Origin of the sequence: Pseudoalteromonas sp. T1lg24 (assembly GCF_002964745.1) — a bacterium.
In the GTDB taxonomy this organism is placed as follows: Bacteria; Pseudomonadota; Gammaproteobacteria; order Enterobacterales; family Alteromonadaceae; genus Pseudoalteromonas; species Pseudoalteromonas spongiae.
The window spans coordinates 35,735-55,246 of record NZ_PQCB01000016.1 but is presented as its reverse complement, the minus strand read 5'-3'; the positions used below and the strand labels follow the sequence as shown (position 1 = coordinate 55,246).

Annotated in this window: 21 protein-coding genes; 11 read left to right on the top strand and 10 right to left on the bottom strand. The window is 40.9% G+C overall.

Going from position 1 to position 19,512, the window contains the following annotated elements:
• From C2M30_RS07615 to C2M30_RS07600, 4 genes are read left to right on the top strand one after another with little or no spacing between them, the layout of a single operon-like run.
• On the top strand, positions 1–1,449 hold the full coding sequence (locus tag C2M30_RS07615; RefSeq protein WP_105171217.1) for a beta-barrel assembly-enhancing protease: 1,449 nt from the start codon (positions 1–3) through the stop codon (positions 1,447–1,449).
• A 51-nt stretch (positions 1,450–1,500) separates the two neighbouring features.
• Entirely contained in the window at positions 1,501–1,848 is a 348-nt protein-coding gene (gene arsC / locus C2M30_RS07610) for an arsenate reductase (glutaredoxin) (RefSeq protein ID WP_010559865.1), read from the top strand.
• The gene (locus C2M30_RS07605) at positions 1,848–2,396 is read left to right on the top strand and encodes an NAD(P)H-dependent oxidoreductase (protein ID WP_105171216.1); all 549 of its coding nucleotides are present in this window, start codon (positions 1,848–1,850) and stop codon (positions 2,394–2,396) included. Before arsC ends, C2M30_RS07605 begins: the two co-directional genes overlap by 1 nt.
• Entirely contained in the window at positions 2,393–2,827 is a 435-nt protein-coding gene (locus C2M30_RS07600; protein WP_105171215.1) for a DUF2069 domain-containing protein, read from the top strand. The genes C2M30_RS07605 and C2M30_RS07600 overlap by 4 nt, the downstream gene beginning before the upstream one ends.
• 44 nt (positions 2,828–2,871) lie before the next feature.
• Here the strand turns inward: C2M30_RS07600 and C2M30_RS07595 are convergent, their stop codons facing one another.
• From C2M30_RS07595 to C2M30_RS07585, 3 genes are all read right to left on the bottom strand, one after another.
• Positions 2,872–3,321, bottom strand: a complete 450-nt coding sequence (locus C2M30_RS07595) for a flavodoxin domain-containing protein (protein WP_100913613.1) — start codon at positions 3,319–3,321, stop codon at positions 2,872–2,874.
• Between the two features lie 136 nt (positions 3,322–3,457).
• The gene (truC, locus tag C2M30_RS07590) at positions 3,458–4,210 is read right to left on the bottom strand and encodes a tRNA pseudouridine(65) synthase TruC (protein WP_105171214.1); all 753 of its coding nucleotides are present in this window, start codon (positions 4,208–4,210) and stop codon (positions 3,458–3,460) included.
• The gene (locus C2M30_RS07585) at positions 4,210–4,500 is read right to left on the bottom strand and encodes a YqcC family protein (protein ID WP_010559860.1); all 291 of its coding nucleotides are present in this window, start codon (positions 4,498–4,500) and stop codon (positions 4,210–4,212) included. Before C2M30_RS07585 ends, truC begins: the two co-directional genes overlap by 1 nt.
• A gap of 95 nt (positions 4,501–4,595) precedes the next feature.
• On the opposite strand from C2M30_RS07585, the gene C2M30_RS07580 reads away from it, so the two are divergent.
• Positions 4,596–5,618, top strand: a complete 1,023-nt coding sequence (locus C2M30_RS07580) for a DUF3549 family protein (protein WP_105171213.1) — start codon at positions 4,596–4,598, stop codon at positions 5,616–5,618.
• A 15-nt stretch (positions 5,619–5,633) separates the two neighbouring features.
• Positions 5,634–5,936, top strand: a complete 303-nt coding sequence (locus tag C2M30_RS07575; RefSeq protein WP_105171212.1) for a DUF3301 domain-containing protein — start codon at positions 5,634–5,636, stop codon at positions 5,934–5,936.
• A gap of 606 nt (positions 5,937–6,542) precedes the next feature.
• On the opposite strand, the gene C2M30_RS07570 is transcribed toward C2M30_RS07575, so the two are convergent.
• Entirely contained in the window at positions 6,543–7,196 is a 654-nt protein-coding gene (locus C2M30_RS07570) for a GNAT family N-acetyltransferase (protein ID WP_105171211.1), read from the bottom strand.
• 110 nt (positions 7,197–7,306) lie between these two features.
• On the opposite strand from C2M30_RS07570, the gene C2M30_RS07565 reads away from it, so the two are divergent.
• Genes C2M30_RS07565 through C2M30_RS07555 form a run of 3 tightly spaced genes read left to right on the top strand, consistent with a single transcriptional unit; the run spans position 7,307 to position 8,626 of the window.
• Positions 7,307–7,534, top strand: coding sequence for a DUF2789 domain-containing protein (locus tag C2M30_RS07565; RefSeq protein WP_105171210.1), 228 nt, complete (start codon positions 7,307–7,309; stop codon positions 7,532–7,534).
• 41 nt (positions 7,535–7,575) lie between these two features.
• Positions 7,576–7,848 (top strand): hypothetical protein, encoded by a 273-nt coding sequence (locus tag C2M30_RS07560; protein ID WP_100913620.1) that lies wholly within the window; start codon positions 7,576–7,578, stop codon positions 7,846–7,848.
• Between the two features lie 4 nt (positions 7,849–7,852).
• A complete protein-coding gene (locus C2M30_RS07555; protein WP_105171209.1) occupies positions 7,853–8,626 on the top strand; it encodes a Zn-ribbon-containing protein in 774 nt (257 codons plus the stop codon).
• Positions 8,627–8,965: 339 nt separating this feature from the next.
• Here C2M30_RS07555 and syd read toward each other — a convergent pair whose 3' ends face one another.
• Positions 8,966–9,514 (bottom strand): SecY-interacting protein, encoded by a 549-nt coding sequence (gene syd / locus C2M30_RS07550; RefSeq protein ID WP_010559853.1) that lies wholly within the window; start codon positions 9,512–9,514, stop codon positions 8,966–8,968.
• 61 nt (positions 9,515–9,575) lie between these two features.
• Between syd and queF the strand changes: the two genes are divergently transcribed.
• On the top strand, positions 9,576–10,424 hold the full coding sequence (gene queF / locus C2M30_RS07545) for an NADPH-dependent 7-cyano-7-deazaguanine reductase QueF (RefSeq protein ID WP_105171207.1): 849 nt from the start codon (positions 9,576–9,578) through the stop codon (positions 10,422–10,424).
• 19 nt (positions 10,425–10,443) lie between these two features.
• Here queF and C2M30_RS07540 read toward each other — a convergent pair whose 3' ends face one another.
• Genes C2M30_RS07540 through C2M30_RS07530 form a run of 3 tightly spaced genes read right to left on the bottom strand, consistent with a single transcriptional unit; the run spans position 10,444 to position 16,708 of the window.
• Positions 10,444–11,334 carry a peptidylprolyl isomerase gene (locus tag C2M30_RS07540; RefSeq protein ID WP_105171206.1) on the bottom strand — a complete coding sequence of 297 codons (891 nt, stop codon included), beginning with the start codon at positions 11,332–11,334 and terminating at the stop codon, positions 10,444–10,446.
• Positions 11,335–11,336: 2 nt separating this feature from the next.
• Positions 11,337–15,038, bottom strand: a complete 3,702-nt coding sequence (tamB, locus tag C2M30_RS07535) for an autotransporter assembly complex protein TamB (protein ID WP_105171205.1) — start codon at positions 15,036–15,038, stop codon at positions 11,337–11,339.
• Positions 15,035–16,708, bottom strand: a complete 1,674-nt coding sequence (locus C2M30_RS07530) for an autotransporter assembly complex protein TamA (protein WP_158683346.1) — start codon at positions 16,706–16,708, stop codon at positions 15,035–15,037. Before C2M30_RS07530 ends, tamB begins: the two co-directional genes overlap by 4 nt.
• A 316-nt stretch (positions 16,709–17,024) precedes the next feature.
• Here C2M30_RS07530 and C2M30_RS07525 point away from each other — a divergent pair, with 316 nt between their 5' ends.
• Positions 17,025–17,351 carry a ribonuclease E inhibitor RraB gene (locus tag C2M30_RS07525; RefSeq protein ID WP_105171203.1) on the top strand — a complete coding sequence of 109 codons (327 nt, stop codon included), beginning with the start codon at positions 17,025–17,027 and terminating at the stop codon, positions 17,349–17,351.
• Between the two features lie 54 nt (positions 17,352–17,405).
• On the opposite strand, the gene C2M30_RS07520 is transcribed toward C2M30_RS07525, so the two are convergent.
• Positions 17,406–18,356, bottom strand: a complete 951-nt coding sequence (locus C2M30_RS07520; protein WP_105171202.1) for a sensor domain-containing diguanylate cyclase — start codon at positions 18,354–18,356, stop codon at positions 17,406–17,408.
• 4 nt (positions 18,357–18,360) lie between these two features.
• A complete protein-coding gene (locus tag C2M30_RS07515; RefSeq protein ID WP_010559846.1) occupies positions 18,361–19,365 on the bottom strand; it encodes a response regulator in 1,005 nt (334 codons plus the stop codon).
• Positions 19,366–19,512 lie beyond the last annotated feature (147 nt).

Genomic DNA, 19,512 nt, shown 5'->3' with positions numbered 1-19,512 from the left:
ATGCCAAAACCCAGCCTTTTAAAAAAGCTAACGTGCTTTTGTTTTGCACTTTCGCTTCCCGTTGTGGCACAAAGTAATTTTAAGTTACCCGATCTCGGCACCTCAGCAGTACAAGTATTATCAATCGAAAAAGAACGTGCCATCGGCGATGTTATGATGATGCAAGTGCGTGGCACCTCACGTGTAATGCAAGACCCCGCACTCGATGAATACCTTACCAATATTGGTAATCGTCTTGTTGCTCATGCTGATGACATTCGCTTCCCGTTTGAGTTTTTCTGGATTAATAGCAAAGATATAAATGCGTTTGCCTTCTACGGCGGTCATGTTGGCGTGCATACGGGCCTAATTATGAACGCCGATAACGAAAGCCAGCTGGCGTCAGTACTTGGACACGAAATCGCTCACGTAACACAACGTCACTTAGCAAGACGTTTACAACAAGCAAAAGACAATCAAGGACTCACCATTGCAGGGATGATAGCCGGCATTTTAACAACCATGATTGCCCCCGACGCAGGTATGGCTATTTTGGCTGCGAGCCAAACACAAGCGCAGCTAAGTCAGTTAACACACAGCCGAGGCGCAGAACAAGAAGCAGACCGCGTTGGCATGCAAACACTAAATAGCGCCGGATTTGATCCCAGAGAATCAAGCGAATTTTTAGCAAAACTTGCCGATCAAATGCGTCATATGCCCAAACCACCAGCATTCTTACTGACTCACCCATTACCCGATTCTCGTGTTTCAGATGTGCGTATGCGCGCACTTCAATACCCTGAACGCTTTATCGATTCGTCGTTAGATTTCTCGTTAGCAAAAGCACGCGTAATTGCACGCTACGGGCAAGAAAGCGCGAAAGCAGAACAAGAATTTCGTAAACATTTACGCATTAACCGTTTTGCACTTACCACAGCAGCAGAGTACGGCCTTGCCTTAACACTGATAGACCAAGAGAAATATGATGAAGCAAACGACCTGCTCACTAATTTAGAGAAAAAAGTACCGGGCAGCTTATTTATTCTTGATTCAAAAACCGATTTATTGCTCGGTCAGAAAAAATATGACGAAGCACTCGCCATGCTAAAAAAAGAGTATCAACGCCAACCTAATAATCAGGTGGTCACACTCAATTATGCCAATGCCGCCATAACAGCAGGCAAACTTGATTTAGCACACCAATTACTTAAGTACTTTTTGCTCGAAAAACCAGAACATGTATTAGGTAAAGAACTGCTAGCACAAACATATAAAGAGCAAGCTGACAAAGCGTCTTACCATGAATTAAGAGCCAGCATTTACACTGATTATGGCGCCTATGCTCAAGCTTCAAACGAAGTACAAAAAGCATTGAATCATGTGGATACGGAAGATGAAATTAAGCAGCAACGCTTAAAAGCGCGATTAAAAGAATATCGCCTAATGCAAAAAGAGCTCGCGAAACTTTAATTTCATCTTTAAGCACATTACAATCACGCAAAAAATAGATTTGAGAATCCTATGACTGTTAAAATTTTTCACAATCCTCGCTGTTCAAAATCACGTGAAACCCTTGCATTGCTTGAAGAAAATGCCGTTTCTCCTGAGATTGTTGAATATTTAAAAGACGTGCCAAGCGCGCAAGATATTAAGCAACTTTTATCCCTATTAAATTTTGATTCTGCGCGTCAATTAATGCGCACTAAAGAAACAATTTACAAAGAGCTTAATCTAAAAGATGAAACAAGCGAAGACGCATTAATTGATGCAATGGTTGCTAACCCTAAATTAATTGAGCGCCCAATCGTTATCAATAATGGCAAAGCAGCAATTGGCCGTCCACCTGAAAGCGTGCTTGCAATTATCTAATGTCTTATTTATTAGTGCTGTATCATTCTCGTACCGATTCAGTAAAAAATATGGCGTACGAGATCAGCGACGCAGCACAACACGCCGGCATCGACGTAAAAATTCGCTGTTTCAGCGATGATTCTGACGACCTAGTTGTGACCATTGACGAATTAAAAAATTGTGCGGGCCTTGCCTTTGGTAGTCCAACACGGTTTGGCATGATGGCCTCACCAGCAAAACAGTTTTGGGAAACTACTAGTGATTTATGGTTAGCCGGTCAATTGATTGATAAGCCCGCTGCTGTATTTACGTCATCAAGCAGTCAACATGGCGGTAATGAATCAACATTATTGTCAATGGCATTGCCTCTGTTGCATCACGGCATGCTGTTATGCGGCGTACCCTACGATGTGCCTGCGTTATCAGCCACGCAAACTGGTGGCACCCCGTACGGTGCAAGCCATGTATCCGGGCTTACAAATTCAAGTAATTTAAGTCAGGACGAAATCGCCATTTGCCAAAGTGTTGGCAATCGACTCGCTAAACTAATTAAGCAATTACAATGAGTAAAATAGAGAAACAAGCAATTACAAAGCGCTATCAAAAAATTGCGCTATTCGGTTACATTGGGTTATTAATTTTAATGCCAACCTGGTTACTTGGATTATCACCACGTGAAGGTTACAGTACAGGGTTTGTTATTGGCCTTTACATTGTGCCTTTATTACTGCCGCTCAAAGGCATTATTCAAGATAAACCCTACACCTACGCTTGGGCTAACTTTATTGTCATTATCTATTTTTTGCATGGCTTTACCTCCTTGTGGGTGGCGCAAAATGAGATGATTTTTGTTTTGCTTGAGCTGCTTTTTGCCAGTTGTATGTTTATTGGTTGTACATACTACGCTCGCTATCGTGGCCAAGAGTTAGGGCTTAAAATTAGAAAGCTAAAAGAAGAGCTTGCTGAAGAAAAAGCAGCCTTTGAAGATAAAGAATAAAAAAGCGGCAAAGATGCCGCTTTTTTTAAATCTCTCAGTAACAATTACTTATCTAATGTTTCAAGCAGTGAGTTAAACCAAGGTGCCGCCACAGGCAAAGGATCAAAGTGTTCGCTCGCATCGACCTTTAACAGATCTATCACTTCATTTCCTTGCAACTCAATGAGTAACTCTCTAAATTTTCTGCCAGCACCACAGTAAGTTTCGCCATAACTACTGTCTCCCATTGCTATCACAGCAAATGGCTTATTAGAAATTAACGGAAACTCCGATTTAAGGGCCAAATACAAAGATTCGAGTTCAAAAGGAATATCCCCCTGCCCGGTTGTTGATGTAACTACCAAAATCACATCACTTGAAACAAAGTCAGCGATACTGCCTGGGTTATAGAGTTCAAATCCATGACCTTTTGACTGTGCAATTGACTCTAGTTGTTCGGCAAGGGCTTCTGCCCCCCCGTAAACGGTACCAATGAAACACTTAATATTTGCCATTTTCTCTCCTAGCGTTAGTTCCCTAAACCAACTTCATTAATGTGTAATGCTTCACATCTTTAACCTTGCAAATGAAGTAGTTAACTTACTCCCAAATTAATAAAGCTGGCACTAAAACAGTTTAGGCAATCAGGTGTTATTTTAGCAACCGATAATCTTTCTCTTCACCTGGCCAGCCTAAGCGCTTAAATAATTCAAGCTCCGGTTCGCCTATCGAGGCCTCAATATAAATTGTCTGCCTACTAAAGGGATGCTCAAAAGTGAGTTCTTTAGCAAATAACATCAAGCGATTTAAGCCAAACTCTTGCTGGAAAAAATGATTCTGCTTGTTATCACCGTAATTTGCATCATTCAAAATAGGATGATTAATATGGTTTAAATGACGCCTAATTTGGTGCTTACGGCCAGTTTTTGGTAAACACTCTACCAGTGAATAACGCACTGTTGGAAACTTACCTAGTGGTTTATTGATCACAGCTTGGTGTAAACACTTAAAGTCGGTTTGTGCTTCTTGCGCTGGTTTTTCTTTATCGGCAAACTTATCGGCAATCTTATCGTGTTTGTATTTGAGTGCATGATCCACATGTAACGACTCTGGCGCAAAACCACGGGTTAGCGCTAAGTACCGCTTGCTGATCTTATGCTCTGAAAAGAGTGAACTTGCGGTACGCGCTACATCACTACTTAAACCAAATAACAACACGCCAGAAGTAGGCCTGTCTAACCGATGAAGCGGAAACACATGTTGATCAATTTGGTCGCGTAGCATCTGCATCGCAAAATGAGTTTCACATTTATCTAAAAAAGAGCGATGCACTAATAAACCCGACGGTTTATCAATCGCAATAAAGTGTTCATCACGATATAAAATCGGTAATTCACCAAACATTAATTAAGCGCCTTATCTAATTTTTTAATCACATCAATCACTTTTGGATAATCGCCTAACATTTGCTCTGCCATCGGCGTGATATTGGCACCTTTTGGCAACGGTTGATTTGCGGCAACGAGTTGCTTCATTTTGATAATAAATACAAATTGTAACCACTGTTCAAACCGCATTGTGTCATAGCAAAATGGCGCAGTAGATGCGAATGCTGCAGTATTTGGTGGTGTGTTTGACCACAGTTGATGTACTTTTAACGTGTCACTTAATTCGTCGAGCAGTTGAATGATCATATCGGTGTTATATTACTTAGCTATTCACGTATTTTATCAAAACTTCGCTGCTTTTCATTGTATAATGAGCAAAATGCTCGAATGGATAATTATTAATGCAACACACTATCTCAAGCCTTGGCGAACTTCTTGATAATGCAGGCACCACATGGCGCGTTTTTGACATGGGTCGCCGCATTCAAAAAATTGATAAGCAAACATTTTCGCAAATAGAAAATAATCAAATCCCCTATCCATTTCCATTGCAACAACATGCGTTTTTAGCGATTCAATTTTGGAATAGCCACGAGACAGAAACGCCCTACATTTGGTTTTTGAAAATGCCGCTCGACGAACAAAGTAAACTGGTTCAAGCAAGCCGCAATCATTTTGCATCAATGGTACTCGAGGCACTTGGAAATCAACTTACGGGCAATGACGAGGCGCAAAGCCAGCTCGATAATAACCCGTATGTGTTTACACCAAACGCAAATAAACTCGCGGCGTTTAATGCCATTATTAAAAAAGAACTAAAACAAAGCGCATCAGCCTACTATGAACATGTAGAACTTTATTTTAGCGGTAAGCTTGGTTTTAATGAATGGCAGCAACTTGGCTTGCAAGGCATAGCTGATTTTGCAATGCGCTTAACAGATACCAATCAAGACAACTTAATAAAAGCATTAGATCAGTTACCACAGCCCGTTGTTAATTCATTGGCTGCAACCCTTGAACACAGTGCAATTTCGGTTGCTTTAACTGAAGCGTTGTTCGTTCAGTTTGAAAACGCTGTTAAACAACAAAACAGTGAAAATATCATTAACTACTTACGCATGATGTCAAATACTTCTGCCACGGGTATTTTAGAACGTGCTGTCGAAAAGTTAGTAACGACACCAACCTTGCTTAACCTTGATATCGTGTTAACGCTCACAGGGCGCTGCTGGCATGTGCTCGAAAATCATGTTGTCGCTCTTATGGATTACCTCGCATCAGAACACGACCAAGATGTTTTTGCTGGCATTTTTGCTGATCTTGTTGCAATTCCAAGTTTACGCCCTCATATGTTAGCAATGATCCGAATGCAAAATAGAAGCGAAGCCCTTTCGCGTGCAATTGGAAAACTATTTCAACAATAATTATTAGGTAACGTTATGGCGTCAATTTGGCTTATTCTGGCTGTTGCTACACTGATCTACTTATTTTGGCTTGACCGACAAGCTGCTGAAAGTGCAAGAGAATATGCCAATCGCCATAGCGAAAAACTGAATGTACAGTTTCTTAGTATTGCGTGTACCAAAAAACGTATTGGTATTTTAAAAAATGGAAAACCAGGGCTTAAATCAACTTTTGTTTGGGAGTTTTCGAGTAATGGCGAAGACAGTTACAATGGCGTCGTTAATTTAGAAAATGATAAAGTAGTTAGTGTTGATGTGCCGCCACATAAAATAAACTAATTTTTAGTACGTCAGAAAAAGCTAAGGCGCAACAAAATGCCGCGCCTCAAATTCGAAAAAACATCCATTTTTCCTTGGTTATCCATCACCATTTATGCTTTCGCACATCCATTTCTCATCCATTGAAGGAAACCAATCCATGCTTCCCTAGCTATCCTTGTCCCAATTCCTACCCTCATCCTGAGGTGTCCTCTTTGCTCCTAGCCTTTCCCTGTATTTTGGTTTTTCCTAAACCGTCCTTTAAACGCTCCTGCGTTTATCCCTTTTGCATCTTTGCAAAACACTAACTCATTTAGTGCACCGCCATCCCTGCATCCTTGTCCTTTGTTCCCTTGATACGCCCTGTATCTAAGCCTAAATTCCATTCCTTGGCATAAAACATACTTCCTGTATGTTTGCTTCCTTGTTGATGTTAATAATAGTGAGAATTTGTGACTAATGTAATGAGGTAAATTGATTCTAAATTTATTAATCTTTTGTACATATTATAATTTTTCTTTTATTACATAGAGTTAAATGAAAATAAGTGCTATTTACAGCACTTAAAGCATCACAAACTCACATCATTGTGAGATATTTCCTACACACTATTTGTCAGAAAGCGACTTAGCCCTTTTGCTTAACAAACAATTTTCCAGACACTTTGGTAAATGTAAGTTCAGTTTCACCTTGGTAACCTTCACTTATAAATAAATCGTGAAAACGTTCCTGTGTAATAAACACCGCACTTGCTTGCGCCCCATCAGATTTAACAACATCATCAATTGCCCTTAATAAGTAGCGGCCGATACCTTGGTGTTGCACATGAGGATCGACTGCAAATAAGCTAATAAAGCAGCAATCAGAGAAGCTTGCGACGGCTTGGTGGATTGCTTTTTCTTTTTCGATAAGCTGATTGGTAGATAATACCCCGGTGTTGAGCATTAATTTTAAGCGCCAATGCCATACTCTGTCCGCAGCTAAAGCATCATTGGCTTTTTGCACACAGCTAACTGCGAGCAAATTGTCACCAGCAAATACGCCGATAATATGCTGATGGCTTTGCCAAAAGCTGGCTAGCTCTTCACGTATTAATAAGCGGAGTTTTTTCTCGTAAGCACCTTTATTTGCTTTATCGTATCCCAAGATTTGCTGAAATAACTCATCATCGTGATACGCTTGATACAATACACTTGCTGCGATTTTGCAGTCTTCTGCGGTTAAATAGCTGGCTTTTAATTCGGTATCTAACGCTGGGGTTGCTAATGTTTCATCGGCCATAGTATCTTCCTTTATTATTATTGTTCACACTTCAAGTTAGCACATTATTTGAGCTATTCTATAGTTATAGCGTTAAAACAACCTTCTTTAGCAAACATAGGAGCAATATTATGGAATCAGGTTCACATGCAATGAATGATCTGTTTTCACAACTTGGGCTTGATTCAACAGATGAAGCGATTGAACAGTTTATCGCTACCCATAAAATTTCACCAAGCCTAATACTTGCCGATGCGCCATTTTGGAGCCAAAGCCAAGCGAGCTTTATTAAAGAATCAATCGAGCAAGATGCTGATTGGTGTGAAATTATCGATCAACTCGATAGCCTGCTCCGTTAGATTACAGTAAAATTGCCCAATGGTTTTAAAAGGGCACATTTATGCAAGATATCGTCATCGCAACTATCAGTAAGCTGTTAGCTGCCAACAAGCAACCCAACGTTGCACTCGTAAAAGCAAATTTACCTCAACCGGTGCCAATGCCTATCATTATTGATGTGCTTGCACGTTATAAACAAAATCCAAGCGATTTTGAACGTCAAACACTAAAGCAAGTGCAACAGCCAGAACAAACCTCAAGTGCGTCGCAAACGCAACTCGATCGTATCGAAGCTAAGCTCGATAAGTTATTATCCCTGCTAGAAAATAAATAATCCCATGTACATTGTCGACCTTACCTTTGATTGCTATCAAGACACCACACTCGATGCAGCTGAACAAGCCATAGTGCGTTTAGTTAATGCACTGCGCTTTAATGGCCAAATTATCGGGGAAGAATTTCCAACAACGCTAAAAGATGGCTTTTTTATTACCCGTGTTATGTGCCCAGAAGAAGACGCACTGCACCCATTAAATCACAGTCCATTTGTAAAATTTAGCTTAGAGAAACTCAATGAAGCTGGCTTATTACAGCCGAAAGTAAAAGTAATTGGGCAAGATATTCATTCTAATGGCTCTGACGCTTGTTCATCGCCATCAAGCTATATTTTATATACTACCTATTTGCATACCTGTAGCCCGCTTTACTGTGGTGACGACTTTATGCCCGTACCACTCTATAAAGTGCCTGCAGTTGCCAATGGTGACTTTAAAGCTCTGTTAAAGTGGCAAGAAGATTGGCAAGCCTGCGACCAAATTCAAATTAATGGTGCAACACGCTGTGAATTTGCAGCAATTAAAGAACTAGCCGATATTGATAGTGACCTTTTTAGACGCGGTATGGATTTATCAAAGCGCATTCGCTTCCTTACAAAAAAACCAGTGTATTACTATTTATACCGAGTGGGCGGGTTATCAAAAGAGCAAGAGCTTTCGCGTAAATGCCCAAAATGTTGCGGTGATTGGCGTTTAGAAGAGCCATGGTTTGGCTTGTTCGATTTTCGCTGTGATACCTGTGAGCTAGTATCTAATATTTCATGGGACTTTCAGTAATTTCAATACAGTAATAAGGCGCAAAGCGCGCCTTATTGTAGTAATTACATTAGGGTCTGTTGAACTTTGCTGTTCTATTTTTGTTCTTTTTGAGCGTGCTTTTATCTCGGCGCTCGATGTGTGGCCTAGCAATCTAAGCGAATATCGAGCAGAGCTTAAGCGTCCTGCTCACGCCCCTTACCTACATTTGTTTAGGCAACAATGAGAAAAGTGCGCTCAAAAGAACCATTCGGCGACAGAGCGAAAAGTTTGACTGCTGCTACTTCAATTTTTCAACGTACGTGATGGTGATTTGGCTCGCAAGCACGACCACATAATTAATCACCTTGGTATTACACGTTATTGTGCGTAGTAGAGACCAGAGCAGTCAGCTAAAAATGCTTCCATTGAGTCTGCTAGTTTATGGTGTGGTTCTTTGCCCAGGTATTCAAGCCAGATACTTGCATCCTCTAATTTCATTACAAGTAGCAAATCATCTTCTTCACAGGTTGCAAAAAACACCGTATCGGCCTGTTTTAATCGGCGCTTCATAAGCACATGGCCGGTTATGTTTTGCTGTAAACGATCAAAGTCTTGTTCGCTCCAAGCTTGCAACAAACAAAGATTATGCTCTTGATAGCTGGCAAATAAATTATCGCTGTAAAAACTGCCAAAATAGGCCTGAAGCGCCGCTGGAAATTGTGTTTCAAGGGCTTTTTCTAACGCCTGCATATTGCCGTTTTGCGCCACTTGCTGCCAAGCAACCGAATCATTTTCGACACTATTTGGTATTTCACATGGACTTGGCCAATCGCTATCGTGAAACACGCGTGGCGCCTGTCCTGTTTTTTGCTGTGCTAATTGCGTAATTTCCGTGTACACGCGTTGTAAGTTTTCGCTAATTGACATACTGCCTTTGCCCAATTTATTCGTTACAATAGTTAATTATTTTACCGATTTTAATCTGATTATGTCACATTACCAAGACGCGCCTGAATTAAAAGGTGCATTACTCGGACAACAAACCGAATATAAAGACAGTTACGATGCATCGTTACTGTTTCCCATTGCACGAAAACTTAATCGCGATGATTTAAATATCGATGAAAGTGCATTGCCATTTAAAGGCGAAGATACATGGACAGGCTATGAGCTTTCTTGGTTAAATCGAAAAGGTAAGCCAGTCGTTGCAGTTGCTGAGTTCATTTTCCCAGCCACCAGCAGCCATATTATTGAATCAAAGTCATTTAAACTGTATTTAAACAGCTTTAACCAAACTAAATTTGATTCTATGGTGCAGGTTCAGCAAATTCTAACCAGCGATTTATCTAAATCGGCAAATTGCGATGTGGTTGTAAAACTTTTCAATGCCGACGATTTCGATTGCTTAATGCCAACCCCGTTTACTGGCACGTGTTTAGATGACTTAGATATTGAAGTAAGTGAATACGATCTCAATACCGAGCTACTCAAAACCGATGCGAGCAATGAGATTGTGACTGAAACACTGTATAGCCATTTATTAAAGTCTAACTGCTTGATTACATCACAGCCAGATTGGGCATCAGTGGTGATCCGCTACACCGGCAAAAAAATATGCCATGAGAGTTTACTCAAGTACCTTATTTCATTTAGAAATCATAACGAATTTCACGAACAATGTGTCGAGCGCTTGTTTTGCGATATTCAGAATAAGTTTTCGATGACGCAACTTGAAGTATTTGCACGCTATACGCGTCGTGGTGGATTAGATATCAACCCGTATCGCTCTACCGATTTTGCGACAACGCAATTTAAGTTAAAAAGTAACCGCCAATAAGCGGTTACTTAAACTATCTTTATTTTTCTGTGGTTTTTGCGCGCTCAGGCACATTTAAGCCACAGACATCGATGTAATTTGCTTGGTGGTGAAACCAAGGTTCCGGGCGATTGCGTCGTGATTCAATATACTGCTTAAAACTATCACTGTTGGTTTTCATCACTTCAATATTATGTGCTGGCGAATCGCTTAAATCTGCTGCGACAACAAAATTGCGAATTGGATTAAAGCTAGCATCTTCAATAGTCGTTTTTGCTTTTCTATCTAGTCGTTGAATATGCTCAATACCCGTTACAACACGTCCAAACGATGTGATATTTAAATCTAAATAACGGTGATTGCCCAAAATCACGTAAAACTCTGTACCACCACTATCAAGCTCGTTGCCTCTTGCCATGGCAAAATTTCCAATACAGTGGGTTTGCCATGTTTGGGTGCCCGCCGCATTTTGCGCCACAGCAAAACCATTTAAAAAGCCAGTTTTATCAGCATAACCATCTTGTGGATCCACAAGCTGAATCGCGATTGGCTTTTGTGTTGTTTTTGTAAATTCCGCGGCGATGGATTTGCTGGCTGTTTTCGGCTGTTTCTTTTCTGAAATATCACCACCTTGCGCAACAAAGCCCTCGACAAAACGATAAATATTTAAGTCTTTATAAAACCCTTCTCGTACTAACTTCTTAAAGTTAGCAACGTGATTAGGAGCGAGCAAGGGGTTTAGTTCAATTACTACATCGCCAGTGTTTAGCGATAGTATTAACGTGTTTTCTAAATCGAGCGCACGCCATTCACTTTGGCTTGATTGTGCTATCACTTTGGCAGGTGATAATGGCTTATCATTGCTTTGGCTTGCTGTGCTGGTAACAGCCAACGCGCTTACAACCAGCGATATTAGGGTTTTTCTTATCATTATTAGTCCCAATCAAATTTATATAAAATATCGAGCGAATCATTTAGGCCACTAATCGCTTCAATATACAGTTTTGGTAGTAATTGATAGCGCACTGCAACTTCGCTCATCGAATCAAATATCCCAATACTGTATCGCACTTGAATGCCAGGCGCGACATAACCTGAGATCTCTACTTTGGTTTCTTCACCACTGCCGCGAGATGATAACGACACATCTTCAATACCGATTGCTTCACCGATTTTTGTAATACTGCCCTCACCACGTGCAAGACCGCGCGATAATAAAAGCTGAGTTAACATGCCATCACTCGATGAATTAGAATCGCTAAGCGGACGCCCTGACAATAAATAAGACAGCGCCATAGCTTGATCCATTTTGGGATCTGAAAATACTTCAAGGCGTGGTTGTTCAACACCACCTGTAAGTTTTATGCCGGCAATAACACCGTCTTCAGTAAGGTCAGGATTACGAATGGCTCTTACATTTAGTAACGGTTTATCAACCGCACCATTAAAGGCGATTTGCCCTTTTTCGATTTGTAGCTCCTGCCCTAACCCGCGATAGTAACCTTCTAATAACGCCACTTCACCCGTTGCAATCAACGGCGTATCGCCTACTTGTTTAAACAGCACATCGCCCTTTAACTTTGAACGTAAACCAAACGAATCAATACGCACATTGTCATCAATGACAACTGAAAGGTCGATACCGTAGCGAATTGGTAACGGTTTCTTTGTTTGTTTAGCAGCATCGACAATAACTTCATCATCGGAAACACTTACAGCACCTTCAGGTAGTTCTTTTACTTTAATGCGGCCATCAACGACACGTACTTGCCCTGAGATATTGGCGAATTGCTGTTCATAGGTCATATTAATATTTGGTGATATTGCAAACCACAAATTAGGCTCAAGGGCGATTTTAAAACCATTGCCTTTAATATTAGCACTTGCACTCGGTTCGCCTTGCCAATTTGCTTGGCCATCAAGCGCTAAGCTGCCTTTATTACTATCAAATAATTCGCCGTTGAGATTAGCACTGTGATCATTAAAGTTTATAGCCATATTGCCTTGTTCAATGCTCAGTGGTGTCCATGGCGCGAGAAACGCAAGTCCTTGCAGAGCGAGTTTTCCGTTTACTTGTGGCGAAAACGCGCTGCCTGATAAGGTAACATCGGCATTAAGTTCACCGTCGAGCTTATCAATTTGCTGGCTAAAGCCGGTTAAATTACTAAAGTCGAGTGCTTGTAATTGTATTTTGCCGGTTAACGCACGTTTTCCGGTCACATCAGTAATATCGATATCACTAATAATGTTGCCGAGCACGGACGATGCTAAGTTTGCGTCTAGCGTTACGTTTTTTTGGTCCGCCTTAGCGTTCAAATAAAACTGTTCGATTGGTACTTGCGTTTTAATAAAGCTTTCGTTGATTGCAAAATTAACATCGCTGGATTTGATCTCACTATTTAAACTCAATAATTTGCCATTTTGCCAAAGTGCATCTAAATGACCGACTAATTGGCCTGTAGGCGTTATGGTTTTAGGAAGCGCTAACGTTAATACAGAAAGATCAAAGTGCGTTAATGCTAACGATAATTCACCTTGCTCGGCCGATGCGGTTAAAGGTTTTAAACAAAAGGCTGTATTGGTGCCTTGCCAGCAATGTTCGCTAACATTAACTTGCCCAGAGTTTACGTGATAACTGAAATCTATCGCTTGCTGATTGGTTAAATTGATTTTTTGATTTTTAAGCGCCAGCTTATTTACGCTACCAGCATATTGGTTGTTGATTAAACCACCGTTAATTTGTGATTTTGCATTTACTGTTTCAGATTCTAACGATAGCTTAGCCAAATGTTGCTTTAAGTCGCCCTCTATCAAAACGGAAACCGCATGAATTGGCTGCTCATCAAGTGAGATCCCTTTGGCATCAAATGCAATCTTACTTAAATAATTTTTTGCAACATCAACATGGCCTTCACTGCTTAGCGCATCAATTCGGTACTCTTCAAATGCCAACTGTTTTAAGTTTGCTTGCCAGCGCGCTTTTGGTTTTTCGAGTTCGCCGGTAATTTTAAACTCAGCGTTTCCGTGTCCTGACAACCTTGGGTCAAGCGTATCGGGGTTTACTAAATTCAGGTTACCTGAAATATCCCACTCTTTTGTTATTTCACCGTGTAACGTTAATTGGTTTTTGTCACTGGTAATCTGTAACTGAGATATTGACGCTTTTAGGCTATCATCAACTTTCATCGCAATAATCGCATCGATAGGCGCATTATTTATCTGACCGGCAACTGCAAATTCCGGAATATCGAGTTGCCACTCGTTACCATTTGCGCGTACCGCCAAGTCACCTTTTAGCGCTAAATTAGAGGCAACCGAAGGCAAAAATTCCTCAGTACTAATATTCTCAGATAATACTGAAATAGAGGCATCAACCCCTTGTTGCCAATTGACCTTACCCGCGAGTGTTAATGTACTTTTTTCACTTTCGATACCCAAGCGTTCAATATTGAGTTCAGAGAAGTTACCTTTGCCCTCACCATCAATCGCAAGCTTTGGCATATCTGTAACACTTAGCTTTGTGTTCAAACTATAATCAAAAGCGGTCAAATCGCCTTTTGCACTAACGCTTGCATCATCTACGGCGATTGTTTTATCGTCTTGTACTAGCTCTAAGTGATTTGATAAAACGCTCAGTTCAAACGGTAATTGCTCATTCAGCAGCGATGCACTGCCATTAAGCGATGCACTGTATAAACCCGTTAATTCACTGCTTATTGTTAATGCTCTTAAATCACCTTCAAGATTCGCCTTAATAGCATGCTTTGGATGTTTAACGGTTGCGTTTAAGCTTATTGGGTTATGGTTCGCTAGTGATAACGCGCCTTTCAGTGCCGCACTGATGTCCTGGTAATCAAGGCTTAAGTGAATAACATTTAAATCACTTGCTTGCTGCTTTGCCTGCAACGATACATTGCGGATCACTTGCGATGCGTCTGCTTGAACCAGCTCAAATTGCGATACACGCAGTGCGCTTATTTGCCAATCAAGTGGGGTTTCAAAGTGCAGTGGCGATATTTTTGGCATCGTTATTGGCGATGTTGTTTTTGTAGCGCTGGTTTCTTTATTTTGTGCAGGCAACGCTAACTTAATCTTATTTACTGCTAAGCGTTCAACGGTCAGTTCACTCTTTTGCGCATTAAGTTGGGTAAAAAACTCACTGACATCAAGCGCCAACTCGCCTTGAGTAAAACGAAATGATTTTATTGAAAATGTTTTTACCGCTAGCGACATTGGCAGCTCTATTTTGCCAAGTGGCGATTGCGTATCAGGCTCTTGGGTATTTTTATTTGCTGTTAACTCAACCGCGACAGATTGTGCATTAAACTGCTTCACACATATCGCCGCACAACTATAAAAACGCACATCAAGCTGCGCATTAACTAACGTAAGCGCTAACTGTTCATTTTTATAATTAACGCTAAACTGACCGCCGCGTAACAAAGGATCGTCTTTCATGGAAATAGAAAGATTAGGTACGAGTTTGTTTGCACCATAAACTATCAGTTGATTACCAACACCACTGAATACCAGCGCGACTAATCCAATAAGCAGTACTAACAAAGACCAAAATAGATTACGAAACACGCGTATAACCGTTTTCGTTAGCGGGGTTTTAGTTACCGTTTCACTCATATTTCTGGCCCTATGGTAATACTAAAGCGACCTGTACGCGTGTCATCAGTAACAGCAAAGGCATAATCAATTCGTACCGGGCCAATTGGCGTTAACCATCGCAAACCAAGGCCTGTACCTACCTGAATTTTATCTTCGAAATCGTTGGTTGCAGTACCGGCGTCAATAAATAACGCGGCCCGCCAATTCGGTAAAAAGCGATAGTTATATTCGGCACTGGTAGTCGCTAAGTACTGCCCACCAACAACTTGATCATTAATTTTTGGTGCCACTGACTCGTAACGATAACCGCGAATACTTTTATCACCACCAGCAAAAAAGCGCATCGAAATTGGCACATCATTAATATCGTCAGTGATTATGGCGCCTATATTAATGCGGCCAAATAGCATATGACGCTCAGCAAAAGTGGCAAGGCGTTGACCTAATAACTGCACTTTTACTAAGTCTGTATCGGATGCGAGGCTTTCACTGGCAAATTCGGTGGAAATTAACAACTGCTCACCCCAATATGGCGTAGTTCCACCTAACGTACGTTTTCTTGCGTAACTAATACCCGGTAGTACCATATTGCTGTGATAATGCATGCTGTCTATTTCGTAATTTTCGATTTCATACTTTAAAAACGCGGTACGGATCCAATTACTGTCTGTAAGCCATTGTCGTTGTGCTTGCACCGTTGCTTTTCGAGATAGTTTATTATCATCATAAATATAACCCGCGCCAAAACGCCAAACATCATTATTTGGATCGTTCACCGGAATGGTATAGCTAATACGTGCTTGTGGGTCTACTTGACTGGCTTCAATGTTGGTTTCAAGGTAATGGCCATTTTCGCTGATCCATGGTTTAGTCCATTTAAACCGTAACTTTAAACCGTTATCGTCGGTGCTTACGCCACCACCGACCTCGAAACTGTTCTCAGGTTTATGCAGCAGTTGCACGATAACCGAGATCTCACCATTTTCACGATTAATAATATCGGGATAAACACGCACACTTTTAAAGTAAGGCATGTTTGACAGTTGAATATTAAAATCAGTTACCGTGTTGTTATCATATGGATTGCCAACAACCATTGGATTTAAACGGTGCACCAACTCGTACGCTTTTATTTCTTTATCTAGCACAACAGGGCCAAATTTATAGCGAATTCCCGAATCCACATGTAAGCGAATAATCGCGCTGTAAGTACCACGGCGTACTTCAATGGCATGCTTTAACCACTTTGTGTCAAAATAACCATATTCGAAAAGCACTGAGCTGATCTGGCTTTTTGCTTTTTCATACGCGCTATGATTAAGCGCCTGACCAACCGCCAAGTTAAGTTTTTTAATCTGTTCGTTAATTTCTTTTTGCTTTGCAGCGTCACCGAAAATCTGAATATCGAGCTGGCTAATTTGTGTCACCGTTTTTGCATCGACATTAACAACGAGGCGTACTTGCCCGCCGTCATCTTGTGCTTTAACGTCAATGGTTGGTAAGTAATAACCAAACGGTTTTAACGCATTTTGCGTAAGCGTTTTGGCTTTTTTAATGATGCTTGGAGAAAATGACTGTTGTTTGAGTTCATTTAAATATAACTCGACGTTGCGTTTTAGCCCGTCGTTGTCTGTTTTTACAGTAATGCTCGAAACAATTGGCGATGCCAATACTGAGCAAGAGAACAAACATAACACTGTAAAAATAATAATGCTGCGGAACAATTTATACTCAATTAATTTTAATTATGAATTCGGAGGCGATTGATTCTATAAACGCGTATCAACCTTTAGTTATTGAAGCTCACGTAAATTACAAGGCGAAACATCAAACTCCGTAATAGAAATACGCTCAACGAGCACAAAAATAGAACGTCAAAAATCAACCGTACCTATTCTAACCTGCCAAAATGTGCGAATAAACAAAAACATTCACGATTACATATTTACCCCGTTTCACGCACGCAGTAAACTTAGCGCTATAAATTATTACGTGAGTACCTTGATGGATTTTCCAACAGACGACAATGGGCAAATTTTGGCCGAGATGCACCAAGAAGGTGTCGATTTAACCAAGACACACACGCTAGACTTTTTTATTCTTTTTGAAAAAGTCAGTGATGCAGACAAGTTTGCCAAAGTTATTAGCGAGGACGATCTTGCACCTAATACCAAACAACAAAAATGCCCAGACACGGGTGTGTTTGAAGTGTTAGTGAGTGTTGAAATGGTACCGAACCATCAGCTTATTACTGATTTAGAGAACTACCTAGAATCGGTTGCCAATCCGCTCAATGGCTACGGCGACGGTTGGGGTATTTTAGCTGAGTAAGTAAGCTAATAGCGTTAGTAAGAATGTTAACTTGCTAACGCTAAGCCAGCAGAATTACGCCACATTAATGGTGTTTCGCCCTGCTTCTTTTGAACGATATAGTGCTTTATCGGCGTCTTCAATCCACTGTTCGTATTTTGTATATTTACCGTCAAACTGCGCAATACCTATGCTTATAGTAAGCGTGATTTCCGACTCTTCGTAATGGATCACCGCATCTTCTATGGTTTTACGCAAGCGTTCGGCAAATACTTTGGCGCCATCTAATTCGGTATCAACTAACGTTACAGCAAATTCTTCACCGCCATAACGCCCTGCTACATCCGACTCGCGCAGCACTTTTTTCAACGTTTGTGACACAAAACACAGCGCCGCATCGCCACCTTGGTGACCAAATAAATCATTGATCTTTTTAAAGTGATCAATATCGAACATTAGCAAGCAACTTTTTGCCTGACTGCGTTGCTGACGCTTAAATTCTTTTGAAAAGCTTTCTTCCCAAAAACCACGGTTATAAAGGTTCGTTAACCTATCAACTCGGCTTAACTCTTCAAGTTTTGCGTTCGCTTGTTCAAGCTCTAGTTTGTTAACTGCCTCGTCAGTCACATCGTAAATAATCACGCACAAGTGAGAGACTTCGCCTGTGGTGTTCGTCAGCGGAATAAGAGTGCCATTTTGGTACATGTAATCCGCTTTACCGGTGATTGGTCGGTAATTTTTAAACTTAAAAATATACGGATGTTGTTCCCAAATGGTGAAAGAACGGGTTTTTAACACAAATACCGATTCGGCCTTCGAGCGAAACCATGTTTCATCGATGCCTGGGAAAGCATCAAATACGTCTTTACCTTTTACCGCACTGGGTAACAAACCAGAATGAGCTTCCATAAAGCCATTCCAAACACAAATATTGTATTTTCTGTCTAACACCACCAAACCGACGTCTATGGTGTTAAACATATCCATCATCCAGTGAATTTCATTGAGTTCAAAGTCTACGCTCATAGTGTTAGTCTTCTAATAAGTATTGTGTTTTAAACTTGAGTGTTTTTAATGAGTCTTCAGTGAATAACAGCATTAGATCACAGTTTACGTTGTGATTTTCAATGCCGTAGCTGATCTCAATTGCTAACGTGCGCTGCCAACGGTCTTGGTTAGTACTGACTAAATCGGCTACGTTACAATGCTGCCCCATTACCACAGGGTGCCCTTGTGAAAAGTGCATATCAAGCTGCTTAGCAAGTCCCGTTAATACTGCGCCAATGAGAATATTCCCCACATCCATTAACAGTTCTAGTTCTACTTTTTGATTCAGTTCACCTTCGTAATTCATTAAAGATGCGATTTCAACAAAACTTGAATCATTGAGTAGTAACAATGCTTCACCCGATACGCCACCGCCTATAAAGCCCTGACATACACCAGATGTGGACGCATTGGTATCGATTGATTGCAGCGCCATTGAAAGCTCATTGACTTCCAATACGTTAACGTTGGGAATAGGCAGTTCAACAAAGACATTAAGCAAACGTGCTAATAAGTTACCCGCTTGCCCCATCGCTACGTTAGTGATCTCTTGATAGATATCTCGCAGTTCAGGATCGAGTTGCTCGCCAAGAGAATGCTGCAAGCGTTCGCGCATGGCTTTATCTTTAATGCCATGCTTTTCAATAATCTCTTCCAGCTTAGCGCCATCACACGGCTTAGTTATAAAGTCAATTGCCCCCAGTGCCATCACTCGTTCATGAGCTGTTGGCTGAATATCACCAGACACCACCACCACCAGCACATGCAAATTCTCTGCTTTAATTGCTTGCAGCACTTCGTAGCCGTCCATTTGTGGCATATTAAGATCGAGGAACAGAATTTCAGGTTGAATCGCTTTTATTTGCTCTAAACAATGAAGACCATTTTCAGCGTATTCAATTTGTATGTCCCAATCATCTGGTAGCGAACGAGCGAGCTGTCGCCGCGCCAAACGAGAGTCATCACATATTAAAACTGGGGTTGCCATACTATCACTCTTATTTTTTGTCTTTATAAGTTTAGAGCAGGAAGTAGGTTTTAACTAGCACTGCATGAAATCTACGACTATTGTGCTAAAAATTGTAACAAATTACAAAAGTTTCGTTCACAAAGTTACCAATTTAATCAAATTGTA